Source organism: Pseudoalteromonas sp. SG43-1 (assembly GCF_014164415.1).
Taxonomy (GTDB): Bacteria; Pseudomonadota; Gammaproteobacteria; order Enterobacterales; family Alteromonadaceae; genus Pseudoalteromonas; species Pseudoalteromonas distincta.
Genome location: NZ_JACJFD010000008.1, coordinates 1 through 21,284, shown reverse-complemented (window position 1 = coordinate 21,284; position 21,284 = coordinate 1). Strand labels below are relative to the sequence as shown.

Annotated in this window: 13 protein-coding genes; 5 read left to right on the top strand and 8 right to left on the bottom strand. The window is 40.1% G+C overall.

Annotation, left to right across the window (positions count from 1 at the left end; translation table 11 throughout):
• Positions 1 to 45: 45 nt before the first annotated feature.
• The 3 genes from H5159_RS07955 to H5159_RS07945 all read right to left on the bottom strand — a co-directional run bounded on the left by H5159_RS07955 (position 46) and on the right by H5159_RS07945 (position 3,382).
• Positions 46 to 978 carry an exopolyphosphatase gene (locus H5159_RS07955; RefSeq protein WP_182711531.1) on the bottom strand — a complete coding sequence of 311 codons (933 nt, stop codon included), beginning with the start codon at positions 976 to 978 and terminating at the stop codon, positions 46 to 48.
• Positions 979 to 1,123: 145 nt separating this feature from the next.
• Complete coding sequence (locus tag H5159_RS07950) at positions 1,124 to 2,572, bottom strand: dihydrolipoyl dehydrogenase (protein WP_182672506.1); 1,449 nt, start codon at positions 2,570 to 2,572, stop codon at positions 1,124 to 1,126.
• Between the two features lie 81 nt (positions 2,573 to 2,653).
• Positions 2,654 to 3,382, bottom strand: coding sequence for a glutathione peroxidase (locus H5159_RS07945; protein ID WP_182692706.1), 729 nt, complete (start codon positions 3,380 to 3,382; stop codon positions 2,654 to 2,656).
• Between the two features lie 113 nt (positions 3,383 to 3,495).
• Here H5159_RS07945 and H5159_RS07940 point away from each other — a divergent pair, with 113 nt between their 5' ends.
• Positions 3,496 to 4,398 carry a LysR substrate-binding domain-containing protein gene (locus H5159_RS07940; RefSeq protein ID WP_024595781.1) on the top strand — a complete coding sequence of 301 codons (903 nt, stop codon included), beginning with the start codon at positions 3,496 to 3,498 and terminating at the stop codon, positions 4,396 to 4,398.
• Here H5159_RS07940 and H5159_RS07935 read toward each other — a convergent pair.
• Positions 4,382 to 5,575 (bottom strand): flagellar assembly protein FlgT, encoded by a 1,194-nt coding sequence (locus H5159_RS07935; RefSeq protein WP_182780112.1) that lies wholly within the window; start codon positions 5,573 to 5,575, stop codon positions 4,382 to 4,384. The genes H5159_RS07940 and H5159_RS07935 overlap by 17 nt on opposite strands.
• A 140-nt stretch (positions 5,576 to 5,715) precedes the next feature.
• On the opposite strand from H5159_RS07935, the gene H5159_RS07930 reads away from it, so the two are divergent.
• From H5159_RS07930 to H5159_RS07920, 3 genes are all read left to right on the top strand, one after another.
• Positions 5,716 to 6,174: an LPP20 family lipoprotein gene (locus tag H5159_RS07930; protein WP_024593173.1), complete on the top strand. Its 459-nt coding sequence runs from the start codon at positions 5,716 to 5,718 to the stop codon at positions 6,172 to 6,174.
• A gap of 129 nt (positions 6,175 to 6,303) precedes the next feature.
• On the top strand, positions 6,304 to 7,011 hold the full coding sequence (locus H5159_RS07925) for a transglutaminase-like cysteine peptidase (RefSeq protein WP_002961331.1): 708 nt from the start codon (positions 6,304 to 6,306) through the stop codon (positions 7,009 to 7,011).
• Positions 7,011 to 8,966, top strand: coding sequence for a LapD/MoxY N-terminal periplasmic domain-containing protein (locus H5159_RS07920; RefSeq protein ID WP_182780111.1), 1,956 nt, complete (start codon positions 7,011 to 7,013; stop codon positions 8,964 to 8,966). Before H5159_RS07925 ends, H5159_RS07920 begins: the two co-directional genes overlap by 1 nt.
• A gap of 19 nt (positions 8,967 to 8,985) precedes the next feature.
• Here the strand turns inward: H5159_RS07920 and H5159_RS07915 are convergent, their stop codons facing one another.
• From H5159_RS07915 to H5159_RS07900, 4 genes are all read right to left on the bottom strand, one after another.
• Positions 8,986 to 9,573, bottom strand: coding sequence for a response regulator transcription factor (locus tag H5159_RS07915; RefSeq protein WP_182780110.1), 588 nt, complete (start codon positions 9,571 to 9,573; stop codon positions 8,986 to 8,988).
• A 22-nt stretch (positions 9,574 to 9,595) separates the two neighbouring features.
• Positions 9,596 to 11,017, bottom strand: coding sequence for an HlyD family type I secretion periplasmic adaptor subunit (locus H5159_RS07910; protein ID WP_138488692.1), 1,422 nt, complete (start codon positions 11,015 to 11,017; stop codon positions 9,596 to 9,598).
• Positions 11,014 to 13,152 (bottom strand): type I secretion system permease/ATPase, encoded by a 2,139-nt coding sequence (locus H5159_RS07905; RefSeq protein ID WP_182696558.1) that lies wholly within the window; start codon positions 13,150 to 13,152, stop codon positions 11,014 to 11,016. The genes H5159_RS07910 and H5159_RS07905 overlap by 4 nt, the downstream gene beginning before the upstream one ends.
• A gap of 108 nt (positions 13,153 to 13,260) precedes the next feature.
• Positions 13,261 to 15,237 (bottom strand): TolC family outer membrane protein, encoded by a 1,977-nt coding sequence (locus H5159_RS07900; RefSeq protein ID WP_182780109.1) that lies wholly within the window; start codon positions 15,235 to 15,237, stop codon positions 13,261 to 13,263.
• A 240-nt stretch (positions 15,238 to 15,477) separates the two neighbouring features.
• On the opposite strand from H5159_RS07900, the gene H5159_RS07895 reads away from it, so the two are divergent.
• On the top strand, positions 15,478 to 21,284 hold a 5,807-nt coding region (locus H5159_RS07895; RefSeq protein ID WP_182780108.1), incomplete at its 3' end, for a retention module-containing protein.

The following is a 21,284-nucleotide window of genomic DNA, read 5'->3' as shown; positions in this document are numbered from 1 at the left end:
AAATAACCAGAGCTATTATATAACTCTGGTTATTGTAAGTTAATATTAACCATCACTTGTAATAGTATCAATTAATTCACTAAGAACAGCTTCTGCTTTACTTGTTTCTACTTGGCAAGTGCCTGCATTTAAATGGCCGCCGCCGCCGTATTTAAGGCACAGTTCGCCAACATTGGTGTTTGAACTGCGGTTAGTTATTGATTTACCTATGGCATACACTACATTTTGCTTTTTAAGGCCCCACATTTTATGAATCGAGATATTGCAGTCGGGGTACATGGCATAAATAACAAATCGGTTTGTGGCGTAAATTGTTTCTTCCTGAGTTAAATCAAGGACTACTAAGTTTTTATGAACGGTAGCGCATTGAGAAATTTGCTCTTTGGCTTTTTCGTTATGCTCGTTATATAAAGCAACACGTTCGGCTACGTCTTCCATTTGCAGGATTTCTTCGATGCTCTGATCTTTACACGCATCAATCAGTTTCATCATTAATTGGTAATTTGAAATTTTAAACTCGCGAAAACGGCCAAGTCCAGTTCGCGCATCCATAATAAAGTTCATTAATACCCAATCGGTTGGGTTTAATATTTCGTCTTTTGAAAACTGAGCAGCATCGCCTTTGTCTACCGCGTCCATCATTTCAACAGAAATATTTGGAAGTTTTTCAGCGCCGCCATAATAGTCATAAACTACGCGAGCTGCTGATGGGGCTTTTGGGTCAATAATATGGTTTTTTATGTCGCTTGAGTTGCGAACGGTTTCGCTAAGGTGATGATCGAATGCTATATGACAGCCTGCAACGTAGGGGAGGTTGGTCGTAATGTCGTTTTCGGTAATGTCTATTTTGCCATCTTGCATGTCTTTTGGATGAACAAATAAAATATCGTCAATTAGGTCTAAGTCTTTGAGCAATACGGCACAAACTAAGCCATCAAAATCGCTGCGAGTGACTAGTCTAAATTTATTATTGGGCATAGCTATTCCATCTTTTTAATTGAATTATCAATTAAGTGTAACAGCTAAATTTTTTTTTGAGGGGTTAGCTTAAAAAAATTATAAAAAAAAGCCAAAACGTTAGTTTTGGCTTTTGCTTAGCAAGTTTGTATGTGTGGCAAATAGGTTATGCGCCTGGACCACATTCCATACATGAATTTACAATGTCTGGGCCAAATTTAAGTTTGGCGTTTAAGTCGCGAAGGGCGGTACGTAACCCTTCTTCAATTACTGGGTGGTAAAATGGCATATCAAGCATTTCTGGTACGGTCATTTTGTTTTGTACAGCCCAAGCTAATAAGTGAGCGATGTGTTCGGCTTGTGGGCCAATAAATTCTGCACCTAAAAATAAGCCTGTGCCTTGCTCTGCATATACACGCATATGACCTTTGTTTTTAAGCATTACTCGGCTACGGCCTTGGTTTTCAAAGCTTACTTCGCCTACTTCAAAACAACCGCATGGGCCTAATCGGTCAGTAATTTGCTTGTAGCTTTCGCCTACCATTGCTATTTGTGGGTCGCTAAATACAGCTGCAATTTTTGCTCTGCGCAGACCTATACGTACATCTGGGAAGCGCCCTGCATTTTGACCTGCAATAGCACCTTGGTCAGATGCTTCGTGTAACAATGGGAGCATGTTACTTGCATCGCCTGCTATAAATATGTTCGACTCACCACACTGCATTGTATGTGTGTCTGCGTGCGGTACGCCGCGTTCATCAAGTTCAATGCCTGTGTTTTCAAGGCCTAGTTTATCTACGTTAGGTACTCGGCCTGTGGCTGCAAGTACGTAGTCAAACTGTTCGGTGTGTTTTTCACCTTGTTTGTCGGTGTAAGTTAGCTGTGCTTTGTCGCCAACTTGCATCATGTCAGATACGTTTGAGTCGGTATCTACAAAAAATTCTTCAGCAAAAACAGTATTTGCGTAGTCTTTTACTACTGGATCTGTAAGTGGGCCAATTGCGCCGCCTACACCAAATAGTTTTACATTTACGCCTAGTCGGCTAAGTGCTTGGCCAATTTCAAGACCTATTACACCAGGGCCAAATACAGCGACTGATTCTGGTAGGTCATCCCAATCAAATACGTCGTCGTTTATAATAAGTTTGTCACCAAAGTTATTAAATACGCCAGGGTATGAAGGGCGTGAACCGGTGGCAATTACAAAGCGTTTTGCTGTAATAATTGTATGGTCGTCTATTTGTACGCGGTTTGCGTCTAAAAATTTAGCGTAACCACGAATTTTATCACCATCTGGTAATTCATCTACGGCTTCTACTACGAATCCTGCAAAACGATCTCGTTCACTTTTAACGCGTGCCATAACTGCTTTGCCATCAATGACAGGCTTTGAGCTATGAACACCAAATGCAGGTGCCATTTCAATTGCGTGTGCGGCTTCGGCGGCTGCAATCAATAACTTGCTTGGCATACAACCAACACGTGCACATGTGGTGCCGTATGGGCCTGATTCGATCATTAATACATTTTGTGTGAACTGTTTAGCATTACGATAAGCACTTAAACCAGCAGTGCCAGCGCCTATAACAACAACATCGGTTTGCAATTCTTTCATAGTGGTATCCTTTATTATTTTCAATCTAAGCGATGAGATTGATATAGAGGGGCGCGTACGCCCCTGCTATTTTTTACTTAATTAAGCAAAGTATTTTTCTAAGTCGTCTGAACCACCGATGTGCTTACCACCAATGAATATTTGTGGAACAGTGTCACGACCAGATACAGCTTTTAGACTTGTTAGTGATGCGCCTGCACCCATAACAATCTCTTCATATGCGAAGCCTTTTTCTGCAAGAAGCTCTTTTGCTTTTTTACAAAAAGGACAGCCAGGTTTAGTGAAGATGCTTACAGGTTCTGGTTTAGCTTGCTTAGGGTTGATGTAATCAAGCATTGTGTCTGCGTCAGATACTTCAAACGGGTCACCTGGTAAATCTGGTTCGATGAACATTTTGTCAACCACGCCATCTTTAACAAGCATAGAGTATCTCCAGCTGCGCTTACCAAAGCCTAGATCGTTTTTGTCTACTAACATGCCCATGCCGTCAGTAAATTCGCCGTTGCCGTCTGGTAATAAAGTAATGTTTTGCGCTTCTTGATGCTCAGCCCATGCGTTCATTACAAAGGTATCGTTTACTGATAAACATACAATTTCGTCAACGCCGTTTTGCTTAAGTACGCCTGCTAATTCGTTGTAACGTGGTAAGTGAGTTGATGAACATGTTGGTGTGAATGCACCAGGTAGTGAAAACACTACAACCGTTTTACCTTTAAAAATTTCATCTGTTGTTACTGATTTCCATTCGTTATTTTGACGAGTTGCAAATGTAACACTTGGGACTGTTTGACCTTCGATATTGTTTAACATAGTTTTTTGTTCCTCTTGATTTGTTGATAGCCATTATGGCGAACAATTAAATATAGTTCCAATCGTTTGTTTGTATTAAACTGATAGTTATAAACTATCATGCGGAGCTGAATATGAACTTAAAAGATTTTGAATATGTAAAAGCAATAGCGCAATACAAGCACTTTCGCAAAGCCGCCAATGCATGTTTTGTAAGTCAGCCTACATTAAGTGGCCAAGTAAAAAAACTCGAACATGAGCTTGGCGTTACTTTATTTGACCGCTCAACTAAACAAGTTACGTTAACAGCAAAAGGTGAACGTTTGTTGACGCAAATAGAGATTATTTTAGAACAAACGCAAATACTCAAAGAACTTGCTGCTACTTCTAATGAGCCCCTACAAGGTAAATTAACTATTGGTATTATTCCTACCATTGCGCCTTACTTGTTGCCTGCGTTATTAACATCAATGAAAGCGGCATTTATTGATAGTCAGTTTTCGTTTATTGAGATGCAAACAGCAACAATTTTAGAAGCTTTAAATAATGGCGAACTCGACTTTGCTATTTTAGCCGATGTGCCAGAGCTTATTAATTACCATACGGTTGCTTTATACAAAGAAGATTTTTTAGTGGCGGTATCACAAGATAACGCGCTTTCTAAGCATAAAAAAGTGGCGTTGAACGACCTTCAAGGATGCAGCCTACTAATGTTAAGTGATGGTCATTGCTTTAAAGATCAAGCCCAAAAGTTTTGTTTTTCTGCGGGAGTCGATATATCTAATCAGTATAAAGGTAATAGTTTAGAAACATTATTAGCGTTAGTGGCCATGGATGACGGTATTACATTTGTACCAAAACTGGCATGTACCGACCGTGTAGGGATTGATTACTTGCCTATATTCCCTAATCAGCAGCGTAATGTGGTGTTTGCATGCAGAAAGCATTATCCGCATTTATCGGGTGTAGAACAATTGGGCAAGTGGTTATCGGCTCACCCTAATTTAAAAGCTAAATTAACTAAAGATCTTGGCTGATTATTTCTACTACATCGTTAATTTGCACGCCAGGTAGTGGTTTGTCATCAATACTGACAGCTACTGCAGTTTGCTGATAAAGCTGCTCAACGCGAATTTTATTAAGCGTGGTGATGGTGTGTGGCATAACATTACCCGCTGCGTCGGTTAAATAGTTATGGTGCGCAATGCTTAGCATCTGGCCTTTTTTTAACCCATGAGCTTTACCTAAATTAATAACGATTTTGCTATTTTCCATGTGCATTATTTTGCCTTGAGTTGGCAAACACGCCATGGCTGCTTGAATGTCATAACTTACTGCTTGGTTGGTATCGGTTATGCTTTGCCCATAAGGCGATTGCCAAAACCTATCACTATTAACGTCAACTATGGTTGTTTTTTCAAATGGCCAAATTGCTTGAGTATGGTAACTATTTTGCCAAAGTTGCTCATAGGTAGTGCCATCAAATAATACAAATTCAATGTTGTAACTGCGCTCGTACGCCTCGTCTTGCCAAAATGCATAATCGTTATTGAGTTTGTCGCTAGTTGAAAGGCTGGTTATTTGGCTAAGCAGTACATATTGAGCGTTACTGCGCGAAGATATTTCTTCTAATTGGGCATTTGAATAGTCGTGCTGCTGCGAAAAGTACTTATCAACGCTTATTGCATTATTATAGTAAGCAATAGGTACTGCGCTCATTTTTGATTTTTGCAGGGAAGTAAAAATATTTTTGCTAATAGCTTTGCTTACGTCAAATATTTGACCCATTTTGGCGTGTTCACGATGAACAAGTTGGCTTTGTGTAACGGCCACAAACTTATTAAAACTATTTTGTGGGCATTGCTCTGTTTGAGAAAAAATATCGAGCCGTAATGTAACGGCAAATTTATTGTCGTATTTATTTTCGCTGACCAGTTCAATTTTTTGAATTTCTCCGTGGCTGCTAATTTTTAGCTGATCTTGCATCAACACGCCATCTACCAACGTTTGCACAGAGCTAACCCGTGCGCCAGAGAATACTAACGCCTGTGTAATCGCATCTTTTATAGCGGCAGATTTAGCCGCGCTTGTATCACCATTTTGGACGTTCGCGTGACCCGTTGATTCATACCACTGTGCTTTAGTAAAAGGGGAGAACGTTAATAATGCCGTTGCACTTAATCCTGCAAATGCCAATGATAAAAACGACTTCATAATTTTACTCCAATTAAACGTTAGCTATTAACTAGGTAGAGCAAGGACTGTACCAATGTTATTTGGTAATTATTAGTAATGCTATAAATGGCATTAAACGTGCATATGTACTGCTAATTACTATACAAGGGCTAAATGCTATGCGAGCAATTTCATTACTTATTACACTTGGGTGTTTAACCTTAGGTGGTTGTAGCAGCGTTTTTGATAAGCATGTTGAATATAAATATGTAGAGCCAAATAATTACCCCGTTTTAAAAGCGATAGGGTATGCACCTATTAGCTTGCAAAAAGGTGCTAACTTGTCGCAAAAGCAACTTATGGCCATTAAGGCTTCTAAGCTTGAAGCTTACCGGGAGCTTACTGAGCAAGTCTATGGGCAAAAAATTACCGCAGGAACAACGGTGGAAGGCTCAATTGCTCAAGACGATTACTTAGAAAGTAAAGTGCAGGGGCTTATTAAAGGTGCACAAATAATTAAAACTTACGCAGTAGATGATACTTACGTGACCGAGCTTGAGCTTAATATGAAGCGTGTGCACGATTTATACATAGGTGAAGTAAAACCACGCGAAGTTAAAAAAGTAACGTACTACTAAAAAAGTTATTCAAAATATCTCATCCTCCTATATTGAGTGCTATGCTGTTGTTAGGATTAATTTTAAGCAGATTGCGTAGTGCTCAACAGATGTATTTTATTGCCACTTATATTAACAGTGGCTCTGTAAATGGCGATTAAGCCAAGTCATTTAAATCCTCAATTATTTATATGGTGCAAAGCCAATTTGCGCTACCTATTGCTGTTTTTTGTACTCTCCAGTGGTGTGCTTGCAAGCCGACTAACTATTCAATTTAATACCTTTATAGAGCTCATGGGTCAAAAATATGGACCTGCGCGAGCGGCGGTTGCACGCAACTGGCAAAGCATGTTGGTGCAAACTCAAAACAAGCCAGAGCAACAACAAATTCTTATTGTTAATGATTTTTTTGCGCGTAATTTACGCTACCAGACAGATATTTTGCTATGGAAACAAAACGATTATTGGGCAACCCCTTTAGAAACATTAGGCAGAGGCCTCGGTGATTGTGAAGATTACGCAATAGCAAAATATATCAGCTTAAGAGCGTTAGGTGTGAGCGACGACAAGTTACGCCTTATTTATGTAAAAGCAAAAATTGCGGGCACTAACAAAACGCAAGCGCATATGGTGTTAGGTTATTTTGCTACACCAAACGCTCAGCCACTTATTTTAGACAGTTTAATAACAAAGGTTTTACCTGCTGCAAAACGTGTAGATTTAAGCCCTGTTTTTAGCTTTAACAGCCAAGGTTTATGGGCTAATAATTCAACCAAAAGTGTAGCCAGCCCAACAGCAAGACTTTCACGCTGGCGTAAAATTTTGGAGCAGACAACCAAAGAAGGAGTTATGTGGTAATGGCATCATTTTCCTTATCTAAGTATCTTAAAAAACGAAAAATAACACTCAGGCAAGAGCTATGGATTGCATTATTAATTGTTATTTTTGTGGGCTTTATAAGTAGTGTTTTAATTAGTACTAATTCGGCTAAAAATTATTTTTCGACCCAGCTGTACTTAAAAAATGTAGATAACGCCAGCTCACTTGCGTTGATGATCAGTCAATTAGACAAAGACCCCGTTGAGCTTGAATTATTAGTTTCAGCCACATTTGATACCGGTCACTATAAACGAATAGAGCTACAAAACCCTAATGGTGAGGTGATTGTTAAACGCACATTTACCGATGAGCTTAAAGCGACGGCTCCACAGTGGTTTAAGGCAATGTATGGGTTAAATGTTCAACCAGGGGTTGGGCAAGTAAATAATGGTTGGCAGCAATTTGGAACTTTGTTTATAGAAAGCCACAGTCAATATGCTGAGCAAGCCTTATGGGAAAGTGCGCTTAAACTATTTTTTAGTTTTTTAATTGTCGCTTTTTTTGCTTGTATAGTTAGTGCTTACTTTTTAAGTAGGATATTAAAACCGCTAGATGATGTTGTGTATCAGGCTAATGCATTTGGTGAAAAACGTTTTATTAAATCCACCGTCCCTCGTACATTTGAGTTTGCACGTTTAGTGCAATCTATGAACCAATTATCTACCCGTTTTAGTCGTATTATTAAAGAAGATAGTAAACGTTTAGAAGAGCTTAGATTTAAATCACAACATGATGAGCTAACTGGTTTAGCAAATAGAGAATACTTTGGTGCAACGCTTGAGGCCCACTTACAAAAATCGAAAGATCATGCCCATGGCGCCTTGTTTTTATTTCGGGTTGTAAACCTAGATAAAATGAGCGAACAAATTAGCCGTGTAGAAATGGTTAATTTCTTACGTCGTTTTTCGCAGGTTTTAATCGAGTTTTTAGAATCAAATGAAGCACACTTTTCAGAAAACTACATAGCCCGAATATCACATAATGACTTTACTGTACTGTTTAGTGATACTGATGATATTGAACTATTGAGTAAAAAAGTAGTTAGGCTCCATGAATCTTTTATTGAAGAGTATAAAAATATTGAATTAGCTATACCGCATAGTTGCACTTACATACAAAAGAATGACACGCGGTTTGATGTATTAAAACGAGCCGATGAACTTTTAAAATCAGCCGATAATAAACCAGGTGTTCAAGCAAAAGTAAGTGACAATAAACAAAAAAGCGAGTTATTTGATGATGCAACGAGTTGGCAAAATGCAATAGAAGAAGCTCTAGATAACAAAGCGCTAGAAATTAACACATACCCAGTAACGAGTTTTACGGGGCAGTTGATGCAAAATCAATTAGGACTGAGCCTAGAGCTTGGCGGGCAAATATATCGTGCAAGTTATTATTACCAGTGGGCTAATCGACTAAAGTTATTAGCGCGTTTAGATTGGGGTTTAATCAAGGCGTTGGTTGCCCAGTATAGTATTGAGCCACCAAGTGAGCTGATTTCGGTTGAGTTATCTGCCCAAACATTACTTGATGATGCTGCGCTTGCTTCAATTCTTACCTATCTATCGGCATTTCCTGATTTAGCCTCTAAAATTTGCTTTGATATACGAGAAAGTATTGCCGTCAGCGAAATTAAAATATTTAAAGGCTTTTGTGAAGATGTAAGGTGTATGGGCGCTAAGGTGGCGTTAAAACGTGTAGGTCCTGAATTTACTAAAATTGAAAAAATTCAGGAGTTCGGGCTTGAAATGATTAAGATTGATAGCGTTTATGGGCATAATATTAGTTACAGCCAAGATAACCAAACATTCCTGCGAGGGGTTTGTACGTTAGCGCACTCTATTGGTATTAAAGTGGTCGCACAAGGTGTTACCAGTCAAGATGACCTCGATACACTTATTAACTTAGGCTTTGATGGGGTTATTAAAGAGTAAAAGGGCATTAACCGTGCGGTTAATGCCCTTTTACAACTAACATTAATTGGATGCGGTCGCGTACTTTTAGCTTATTAAATATAGAACCCATATGCTCTTTAATCGTACGCTCTGTAATATTTAAAGACTCTGCAGCCTGTTTATTAGTAGCACCAGTTACAACAATATCAACTACTTGGCGTTCTCTTTTGGTGAGTAAATCAAGCTCGCATGTGCTCGCATATTTAAATGGTGTATTTGATAAAGCTCCCACTAAATTAGATAGTAATTGTCCTGGTAACCATATTCCGCCAGAACAAATTGTCTCAAGTACTTGTTCAATAATTACTTTGGTGGCGAGTGCTTCTACGTATCCTCTAGCTCCTGCTTCAAGCGCACTCCTAAGTTGATTTATTTCAAGTTCGTTGGTCATAACAATAACGAGTAAACGTTGTTGCGAATATTTTTTAACGAGCTCAAGCCAGTTCGGTGTACCGGCTAAAACCCAAATAATACTTGATGCCGTTACTCTGTTTGGTTCTTTTGTGCATATTAAACAATCAGGAAACGCTGCTCGCCAGTGCTTCGATTCAAATTCAGGCTGTGTAATAAAAATACTTTGGCGCATTATTTCTCCATTTATTAAATGCTTAACGCTCTGTCATTGCTTGCGATGTAGCTCTAAGAACTGGTTTTAAAAGATACTCAAGTACGGTTTTTTTACCGGTAATAATATCCACTTGAGTGGTCATTCCTGGAATAATAGTCAGCTCTTTTGAAAAGTTATTTTTGGTGGTTTTTAGTTGCACCAAATAAAAGGTATTCTCACGGTCATCTGTAATGGTATCGGCGCTAATATGTAAAACCTCTGCCTCAAGGCCTCCATATACGGCAAAGTCGTAGGCACTAAATTTTATCATCGCAGATTGCCCAGGGCGTAAAAATGCAATGTCTTTAGGCGGAATTTTTGCCTCTACTACAAGTTGATCGTCAAGCGGGACAATTTCCATAACATCACTACCGGGCTGTAAAATACCGCCAACAGTATTAACTAATAATCGCTGTACAGTGCCTTTAACAGGAGAACGTATTTCGGTTTGAGTTACTTTATCGGCCAAGCCAGATTCAGTTTCTTTAATTGAATCTAGTCGAAGTAGCGCTTCGGATAGTTCATTGTTCCAACGGTTAATCATAACGAGTTCAACTTCGGTTACCTTATTTTTAGCTTCGTTAATGGCCGAAAGGCTCCTATTTATAACTGCCTTGGTTCTGTTTATCTCGCCGTTTAGATCAACTATTTGGCGCTCTAAACGAATAATATCTATATCTGAGATAGCGCCCGTGCGTAACAATGGGCGAGTAACAGAGAGCTCTCTGTTTGTTAAGCGCAGCGCGCTCGTATGCTGTTCAAGTGCCGCTTTGGCTTCAATGTAATCTTGGTGTCGCTGCTCTAGTTGGCGTTTGTGAATACTTACTTGTTGCTCTAATTCTTGGCTGTTACTCAAATAAAGAGAACGCTCATGTTGCACAACTCTAGGCGCATTTTTAATAACAGACTCGCTAAATACGAGCTCCTTTTTTTGAGTGAGTGCTCTGAGCCTCGCTACTTTTGCGCTTAACGACTCAACTTTGGATTGGTTTTCTCTAAAGCTAGAAATAAAGCGGGTAGGGTCTATTTTAATGAGTACATCACCCTCATTTACTATTTGCCCCTCTTTTACATTTATTTTTTCGACCATACCACCATCATAAGATTGAATAAGTTGTAATTTATTGGAGGGAATAACACGCCCCTCACCACGAGCAACTTCATCTAAATTAGCAAAACCAGACCACACAATAAGGCATATAAACGTTAAACAAATTAAATAGAGCAATAACCTAGCGCTTGCTGGCTCCTGTTGCATTTTTTCCCACTGAGCATCTACTACCCAGTCTTGGCTGTTAGGCGGAGAAATCCATCCTTTAAATAGTTTATTAAATACTGATGGCTTGCCTTGTTTTCTTGCTTCTATTGCTCTGCTAACAGATTCAAAGGAGCGCTGTTCAAGTGGTTTTTTATTGTCACTCATGAGGCTTGCTCCACTGTCTTATTATTTAACGCTGCAATTACTTTTTGTTTTGGTCCATCAGCAACTACTTTTCCGTTATCTAAAACTATAATTCGGTCAACAAGCTCAAGTAATGATGAGCGGTGAGTCACCACGATTAAGGTTTTATCTTTAGAATAACCCTTTAAATTGTTAATAATTTTACTTTCACTATTATGATCTAGCGATGAGGTTGGCTCATCTAGTAATAGTATTGGAGGGTCGTTAATTATGGCTCTTGCCATACCTACAGCTTGGCGCTGGCCACCTGATAATTGACGACCTTGCTCGCCTACTTGTAAATCAAATCCGTCTGGGTGCGAATTAATTAAATCAAATAATTGGCTTCGCTCACAGGCTTCAATAATTTGCTCGTCTTTGGCATGCCAAGCACTCATGGTGAGGTTGTCTTTCAAGGTTCCATAAAACAGGGCAACGGTTTGTGGTAGGTAGCCAATATTATGACGAAGCTCAGCTGGGTCAATTTGATGTATATCATTATTGTCCATCAAAATTGATCCTGAACAGGGTTCGTATAGTCCTAAAATAAGCTTTTCTAATGTACTTTTACCTGAGCCATTGCGTCCTAAAATGGCGACTTTTTCACCGGCTTTAATTTTAAAACTAACGCCGTTGAGCGCATTATGAGATTCGTCAGAGTATTTAAAACATACATCTTTAAATTCTATATCACCCTTTAAAATAGGGTGGCTTAACCAATGCTTACCAGGTGGACGCTCGACCTCTTTTTCCATAATCTCGTTCAGCGATTGCATTGCTATTGCGGCATGATGATATTGTGCTAAAACAGCGGCCGACTGCCCGATTGGGCCCATAGCACGAGACGATAATAGGTAGGCTGCAATTAACCCGCCTTGAGTTAGCTCACCTTCAATAACGAGGTGTACGCCTATTATCATTATTATTACGCCTACGCATTGCTGTATCCATGATGCTGTATTTGATATAGAGCTAGAAACGAGTCGGCTATGTGCGTTTACTTGTGCAATGTAAATGGTCGACTTTTCCCATACAGACTGTGTTTTACACTCTGAGTGAAAGCTCTTTACATCTTCAATATTGGTTAAGCTTTCGACTAATACTGCATTTCGCATTGAGCTTGCTTTCATTGTTTGTTCTGAAAGAGCCTCAAGTTTGCGGTGTGCGGCTATAGCGTAAGCTAATAATATAAGTGCGCCCGCTATAATGGGTAAACTTAGGGGGACGCCAATAATGGCGATAACAATTAAATATAAAACTACGAATGGTAAGTCGACTAATGCGACAAGCGTTATGGAGCTAAAAAAGTTACGTACAGCTTCAAATGATTGAATGTTGCTAGCAAAGGAGCCTGCGGACGATGGGCGGTTTTTTAGTTTCATACCTAATACCCGCTCCATTATTACAGCCGATACTTTGACATCTATTCTACTGGCAGCAAGCTCTACAAAGTAGCCTCTTACTAAACGCAAAACAAAGTCAGCAGTGAGTGCTATTAAAATGCCAATGGCAAGTACCCATAAGGTTTCTGTTGCGTGGTTGGGCACTACGCGGTCATATACGTTCATTACAAATAAAGGCATAGCAACCGACAAAAAACCCAAAGCAACAGCCGAAATAATTACGTCTTTATAAAGTGAGCGGCATTCTTTAATTACTCCCCAAAACCATCCGTCTTTTGATAGTTTTTCAAGTACAGGTGTTCGCTCATCAAATGCAAACTCTGGTTGAGCATAAATAACTAAACCTACACTGTTAGCAGCTAACTCATCAATGCTTTGTTCGATAACTGATTCTGTAAGTTCTGGGTAAATTACACTCACCAACTGTTTATCGTAATCAATAGAATTAATAACACAGGCTTGGTTATCTTTTAAAATTAAGATGGCAGGTAGCAGTGCTGTATTAATTTTTTGTAATGGCTTATTAACTACTTTTGATTTAAAGCCGATGCGCTTTGCTGCGCGCGAAAAACCTGATGGAGTAAGATTTCCATCAGTTAGAGGAAGTCCATTTAATAGTGCTTCTCTTGAAAACTCCTTACCATGATGACGACATAAAACTGCTAGGCAGTCAACGAGGATGCCACCATGATCAAGTACATCGTTTAATTCCATACACCATCCAATGTTATGTAGAACTGCATAGGATTGTTACTAGTAAACCTAAACTCGACTTAAATATTTCATGCCGAGTTTAGGTTATTTACATAACGTTAATTGTCTTTAGGTATCAGTAATTACAGCTTCGATACGTCGATTCGCAGCATTTGCTCTTACTGATATTTCGTTTACACGTGGTTGATCGATGCCATACCCGAACGATTTAACACGTTTAGGTTCTACATCGAATTGCTTAATCAGAATTTCAGCTACGGCAAACGCACGTTTTTCTGATAGTTTACGGTTATATTTACGGTCTCCATCTAAAGAGGCATGACCTTGTATTTCAACCTGTTTAGTTGGGTTCTCTTTTAAAAAATCTGCAAGCCGACTAATTTCTTGAATATATTGAGACCTTACATCGCTTGAGTCAGCAGAAAAAGGAATACCAATTTCTATATTCGAGGTTGATGTGCTATAAATTGTGCAACCAGATAAATCTACATTTGTACTCAAAGGTGTGCTTGGGCAAGTGTCTTGCTCATTTGGTACGCCGTCACCATCATCATCGGTAAAGCTGCTTGCTGTCGTGTCGGTTTCCAGCGGTATATCTAAGTACCTTGGCATAGCCGTTACACTCATGTATGCATTATCTTGCTTAGCTTTTTTTTGAAGAAATGCCTTGCGGCTAAAAGTGGTTGCTACATCGTAACTCGGACAGATATTTTGTGCGTTATGAACAATAGGGTCGTCAGTTAGCTCTTTTAATGTAGGGTATTTATCTGACATCACGTTAAGTGCTGGCAGTAATTTCCCCATTTCTTTTAGCATAGTTAAAATAGCTGATTGACGGTCGTAAAGCGCCACTATGTATGAACGTGTTGATTGAAATGACTCGTTTTCGGCATCAAGTACGTCTAGTAGAGTTCGTTGGCCTATATCGAATTGATCCTTATATGCAATTTTAACTTTAGTTGATGATTCGCGGTGTTGATCAAGCGCCGGTAACTTTTGCTCTAATATAGTGACGTTGTAATAAGCAATTTGCAGACTCTGACGAATATCAATACAAGACTGATCGCGTTGATATTTTGCAATGTTTATATCCTGATAGGCTTGTTCTAAATTGGCATTATCAAGACCACCATTATATAAATTATAGCTAATATCGATGCCGACTCGCGCTTCTGTTCTGGTTTCATTTTGACCAAGTTCATCTCTATCTTGGCTACCGTAGCGGGCAGATAAATCTACGTTAGGATGAAACGCTGCTTTTTGTGCTTTTGCGTTCGCTTTTTGTGCTTCAATATTATACAAAGAGGCGTAAAATGAAGGGCTATTTTTGTAAGCGACGTCTAGCGCTTGATTAACTGAAATTGGTATATTTTTTTCATCAAGGTCAGCTTGCTTTATATCGTTCATAGGAAGCTCTCCTACAACCCTTAAGTAGCGAGCGCTTACATCATGTAAATTTGAGTACTCCGTTAATACGTTAGATTGTGCTAAAGATAAGCGCCCACTAATTTGTTCTAGGTCGGCAGCGCGCGCTACACCAGCTCCTACACTTTGTTCTATTTGTTGATATACAGACTCGTGCTCTTGTAAATTTGCTTCTGCAAGTTGTACTAACTCTTTGAATTTTTGTACGTCGAGCAGGGCTATTGAGGCTTCAAGTGCTGTTTGTTCTGTTTGAGAAATAAGCTCAAAGTACCTAATGAGTTGAATGCGTTTAAAGCGATCAACCGTATTCGAGGTCCTAAAACCGTCGTAAAGCATTTGAGTAACACTTAACTCGGCTGTATTACGGTTATATTCTTCTTCAACACCGTAATTTCTTCTTTCATAGCCCGCGCTTGCTGATACATCAACACTTGGTAAATAACCTGAGCGGGCAGCATCTACTCCATAAATCGAAGATTTAAAAGCATGCCATGCTTCTTGTACTTCAGGATTGTTTTCAATCGCTTTACTTGAGACATAGGTAAGTGGCATTGCTGATTGTTCATTTGCATGCACATAGTTTAGTAGAGTTGCGGCTGTAATCGTTAGTCCGATTAACATAGTCTCTTGATGTTTCTTAAAAGTGTTTTTTGTAATCATTTCTTCCTCTTAGATCCTGTTAAGACCGTAAATACTCCCTTAAGTATTTAGTAAAGGAATACTATTTTTGCAAGTAATCGTTTTGGTTAGCATAAAAAAAATTTTCTACCACTTTCTTGTTGATTTTTTATTTTTTGAATTTTTCTTTTAAACCTGTACTTGAGTACAGTATCTATGTGGCTTTTTTGTCCTACCTTTAACTTATTAGATTGTTATTTTAAAAAGTTTGAGGGTACCAAAATGGAAGCAAATCAACTGGTAGTTATTGATATTCAAGGTTCGGCAGGTGTGGTGCTGGATGATGGGTCAATAAGAGCATTAAATGTTGGTGACATTATCACCGTGGGTGATTTAGTTGTTACTGCTATTAAATCGTCGTTACAAATTGATGTGCAAGGTGAAACCTTATCTATACCCGCAAATCAAAAGGTAAAAATAACACCAGACTTATTAGCGAAAGAAGCCAGAGATTCTAGCGAAACAACTGTTTTTGATGAAAGTTTAGATGAAGCAATTGCAAGCTTAGATTTAGGGGCAGAGCAAGACCCATCAACAGCGGCTAATTCTGATGTAACAGATTTTTTAGATGCGTTAGAAGGTGATGGGGACATTCTAGATAATTTAGAGGCAACAGCCGCTGGTGGGGGGAACGCTGCGGGTGCAGATGGAGGCAGTTCGTTTGTACAGCTAACCCGAATTTCTGAAAGTGTTGATCCTAGTAGTGTTACTTTTGATTCATCTTTTGAGCAAGGCGCTACTGAAGCTTTTAATTTAAGAGATACCTCTGATGGTATTGTGCCTGATTCAACTACTGCATCTATTTCACTTAATGAGCTAGGTATTACTAACTCATCACAACCCACAATCACCGGTACGAGCGAAAACTTAATCGGCGAAACTGTTAATGTAACGGTAACTGATGTTGATGGAAACTCTCAAGTAATTAGTGTTGTAATTGGCCCTGATGGTACCTTTGAAATAACCCTACCAACACCAATTGCTGATGGCCCTGTAACGGTTGTTGTTGAAGCGACGGATCCTGTTGGTAATCCTATAAACGACACTATTTCAATTGAGGTTGATACAACACCTCCACTTATTGCTATTGATCCTGTTGCCGATTCTGCTTCGCAAATAGTGACAGTGACAGGGACAGTATCTGGTTTGAATACTGGGGATAATGTATCAGTCACGTTAACGGATAGTGCAGGTACGGTACAAACAATAGTTACTCAGGTTGATGCTCAAGGAAATTGGGTAATTACTACCACCTCACCTTTATCTGAAGGGGAGTTTAACGTAAGCGCTGTTGCGATTGATGCAGCTGGAAATCAAGCTATAGACCAAGCTTTAGCGAATGTAGATTTAACTGCTCCGGTAATCACCGTAAATGTAACTGATGAAACAAATAACTCAACACCACCACTTGTTGGAACAACAAATGGTGTTCCTGAGGGCACTCAAGTAACAATTACTGTTACAGATAGTGCAGGACAAATACAAACATTAACTGCAGTTACCCAAGCCGATGGAAGCTGGAGTGTAGAAGTAGGGACTCCTTTACCTGAAGGTGATTTTACTGTTGATGCACAAGTAAGCGACAGTGTAGGAAACTTAGCATTAGCAAGTGATTCAGGAGTAATTGATTTAACGGCGCCTTCGGTACAAATTAATAATATTAACGACACTCAAGACACCACGCCAACGATTACAGGTAACGCGCAAGATGTACCTGCAGGCTCTATTATTAGTGTGGTTATTACCGATTTTGATGGTCAAACTCAAACATTATTAACCCAAACTAACGCTGATGGGGATTGGTCTATCGACGTAACTACGCCATTGGCTGAAGGGCAGTTTGAGGTTGATGCAAGTGTAAGTGATGCTGCAGGTAATCAAGCCCAAGCAAATAACCAAGGTGTTGTTGATTTAACAAACCCTGATATTACCGTTACTGCAATTGCTGATACTAACGATACTACACCAACATTTGTAGGTAGGGTGGAAGACGCTCCTGCGGGCTCTGTTATTACAGTATTAGTAACCGATATTAACGGTAACGTACAAACTTTAACTACTTTATTAAATGAAGATGGCACATGGAGTGTTGATGCTAGTGAAATCTTGCCTGGTGGTGAATTTACCGCAACTGCGTCAGTATCAGATGCTGCGGGTAATGAGGCATCTGCTCAAACAAACGGTGAAATAACGTTTGCTCCTATCTCAATTCAAATCGATGCAATTGCTAATACTAACGATACCACTCCATTTTTAAGTGGTAACACCGGTAATGTGCCTGCTGGTACAACCATTACTTTAACTATTACTGCAAGCGATGGCAGCACATTTACATTACTAGCAGTGACGCAAGAAGATGGTTCGTGGTCTGCACAAGTAACAACCCCTCTGCCTGAGGGCGACTTTACTGTAGTTGCAACGGTTATAGATGACTCGGGCAATGAGGCGCAAGCAAGTGCAGTAGGTAATGTTGATTTAACTGTAAGTATTAATTTTATTATTGATACTAACGATACAACACCAACAGTTAGCGGCTCTACCCAAGACGTAGATCCTGGTGCGGTAGTAACCGTTACATTTACAGGAAGCGATGGCGTAGCAGAAACCGTGCAAGTAGTTACTGGTGCTGACGGAAGCTGGTCAGTTGAGGCAAGTAATGAATTAGTTGAAGGCCAGTTTAGTGTGGTTGCAACTGTAACTGATGCTGCGGGTAATACAGCTTCTGCAAGTGAAACTGGAGAAATTGATTTAACAGATCCTGCAATCACGATTAATCCTATTGAGGATACGAATGATGTAACCCCATCAGTAAGTGGCAACGTAATTGATGTACCAGCAGGAACAGAAGTTACCTTAGTAATAACTGACAGCGAAGGCAATGAACAAACACTCACAACAATTACAAATGCCGATGGTACATATACAGCGGATATTATTGCAGATCTCAGTGAAGGAGATTTCACAGTAACAGCGAGTGTTAGTGATACTGCAGGCAATAGCAGTACGGCAACTGTTACAGGTACGGTCGATTTAACCGCACCAAGTGTAACTATTAACAATATTGCTGATACAAACGATACAACACCTACTCTTACAGGCTCTACCCAAGGATTAGCATCGGGCAGTGAAGTAACTTTAATTATTACCGATAGTCTAGGGGCTGAGCAACAGTTAGTGACTACTATAAGTGCTGATGGTACTTGGAGTATTGAGATTCCAACTGCTTTAAGCGAGGGAGATTTTACAGTAACAGCTAATGTATCTGATAATGCGGGTAACGCAGCTCAAGATTCACAATTAGGCTCAGTTGATACCACCCCTCCTTTAGTTGCAATAAATGACTTTGCTGATTCAAACGATACAACGCCTACATTTAGCGGAACAACGAGTGATGTAGCACCGGGTAGCCTTGTTAGTGTTTTAGTTACTGATGCAAATGGTGAGTCACAAACATTGACGGCGGTTGTGTCAGAAGATGGAACTTGGCAAGTAGGTGCAACTCAAGCTGTTGCTGAAGGCGATTTTACAATTACAGCAACAGTAACAGACGCTGCGGGTAATGAAGCAAGCGATACTGTTAGTGGAACAATTGATTTATCAGCTCCAATTATAGCAATTAATACAATCCCAGATAGTGCCGATACTACTCCAACAATTTCAGGTTCTGTACAAAATGTACCAGCCGGAACAACTGTTACGTTAATCGTTACAGATGCTGGTGGTAATACACAAACAATTACAACACAAACGCTAGCTGATGGTAGCTGGACAGCCGATACTACTAATGAGTTAGTTGAAGGTGACTTTAGTGTTAATGCCATCGTTAGTGATGAAGCAGGTAACCAAAGTGAAGCTTCTGCACAGGGAACTATCGATAATACCGCACCAAATATTACGATTGATGCACTGGCGGATAGCAACGATACAACACCAACTATTTCAGGCACCGCAACGGGCGAACCAGAAGGCACGGTTGTTACTATTATAGTTACGGATGAAGCAGGTAACCCACAAACCATAACCACAGAAGTACAAGCCGATGGCACATTTAGTGTTGATGTTCCAAATGAATTAAGTGAAGGTGAATTTACTGTTGAAGTATCGGTTACCGATACAGCAGGTAATGAAACTACCGCAACAACAACAGGCGAAGTTGATACTGCTGCGCCAACAGTTATTATTGACCCATTAGGTGATACTAACGACACCACCCCAACCATTTCAGGCACCGCAACGGGTGAGCCGGAGGGCACGGTTGTTACTATTACAGTAACTGATGACGCTGGTAACCCACAAATAATCACCACTGAAGTACAAGCCGATGGCACTTTTAGTGTTGATGTACCAAATGAATTAAGTGAGGGTGAGTTTACGGTTGAAGTATCGGTTACCGATACAGCAGGTAATGAAACTACCGCAACAACAACAGGCGAAGTTGATACTGCCGCGCCAACAGTTATTATTGACCCCTTAGGTGATACTAACGACACCACCCCAACTATTTCAGGCACCGCAACGGGTGAGCCAGAGGGCACGGTTGTTACTATTACAGTTACTGATGAAGCAGGTAATCCACAAACTATTACCACAGAAGTACAAGCCGATGGCACCTTTAGTGTTGATGTACCGAACGAATTAAGTGAAGGTGAATTTACTGTTGAAGTATCGGTTACCGATAACGCAGGTAATGAAACCACAGCCACAACAACGGGAGAAGTTGATACCACAGCGCCAATAGTTACTATTAATTCACTAGGCGATACGAGTGATACAACACCGACCATTTCAGGCACGGTTAGCGGGGAGCCTGCTGGTTCAACCATAACTTTAACAGTGACCGATGCTAATGGTGCAGTACAAACAATTTCAGCACAAGTAATTGCAGACGGAAGTTGGACAGTAGAAGTACCTGCGGCTTTAGCTGAAGGGGCCTACTCTGTAGATGCAAGTATTAGCGATAGCGCTGGTAATGAAGGCACAGCAAGTGCTTCAGGCACAATTGATACAAGCGCATTGACTATTACCATTGATGTTATTGGCGAAACTAACGATCAAACACCTCAAATAAATGGTGATACTTTTAATGCACAAGTTGGCTCTCAAGTTGAAGTTCAGATCACTGACTCAGCGGGTGGAATAATTACTTTAACTACGGTTGTTGATGAAAACGGACTCTGGAGTGTTACTCCGCCAGCCGATTTGGCTGAAGGCACCATTTTAATTAGTGCGACAGTAACAGACATAGGTGGTGGAAGCGCAAATGCAGAGCTTGATGCTGTAATTGATATTACGCCTCCAACCATACAAGTAAATGAACTAGAAACAAGTAATGATACAACACCGGTTATTTCTGGTAACACAACTGACGTAGTTGCAGGCACAGTTATAAATTTAACGGTTACTGATTCTCAAGGGGTTGTTCGCACATTTAGCACAACAACAGATGCAGATGGTAATTGGAGTGTTGAACTTTCCCAAGAGTTGGCCTCGGGCGATTATTCTGTAGAAGCTGAAGTATCTGATGCTGCTGGAAATAGTGCTTCAGATACTGCTACAGGCATTATAGATACATCAGGGCCTAGCTTAACCGTAAACTTTGATACTGTAACTAACGACTCAACACCTACCATTTCAGGCACTAGTGATGCAGACGTTGGTACCAGCATCACGGTTGTTATTACTGATGATAACGGGGTTGAACAAACACTTACCACCACAGTAGATGCAAATGGTAACTGGGAAGTAACTCCACAAACAGATTTAAATGAAGGTGATAACACCATCGAAGTGAGTGTATCTGACGAAGCAGGAAATACGACAACAGTTACAGATACAATTACGTTAGACACGCAAGCGCCAATACTCACCATTCAAAACGTAGGCGATGTCAGCGACTTAACACCCGAGCTGCAGGGCACCAGTAATGAAATTGGTGGCACTGTTACACTCACCATCACCGACAGCGCAGGCGCTGTGCAAACCATTGAGACCCTAGTTGGCAGCGATGGCCACTGGAACATTGAGATTCC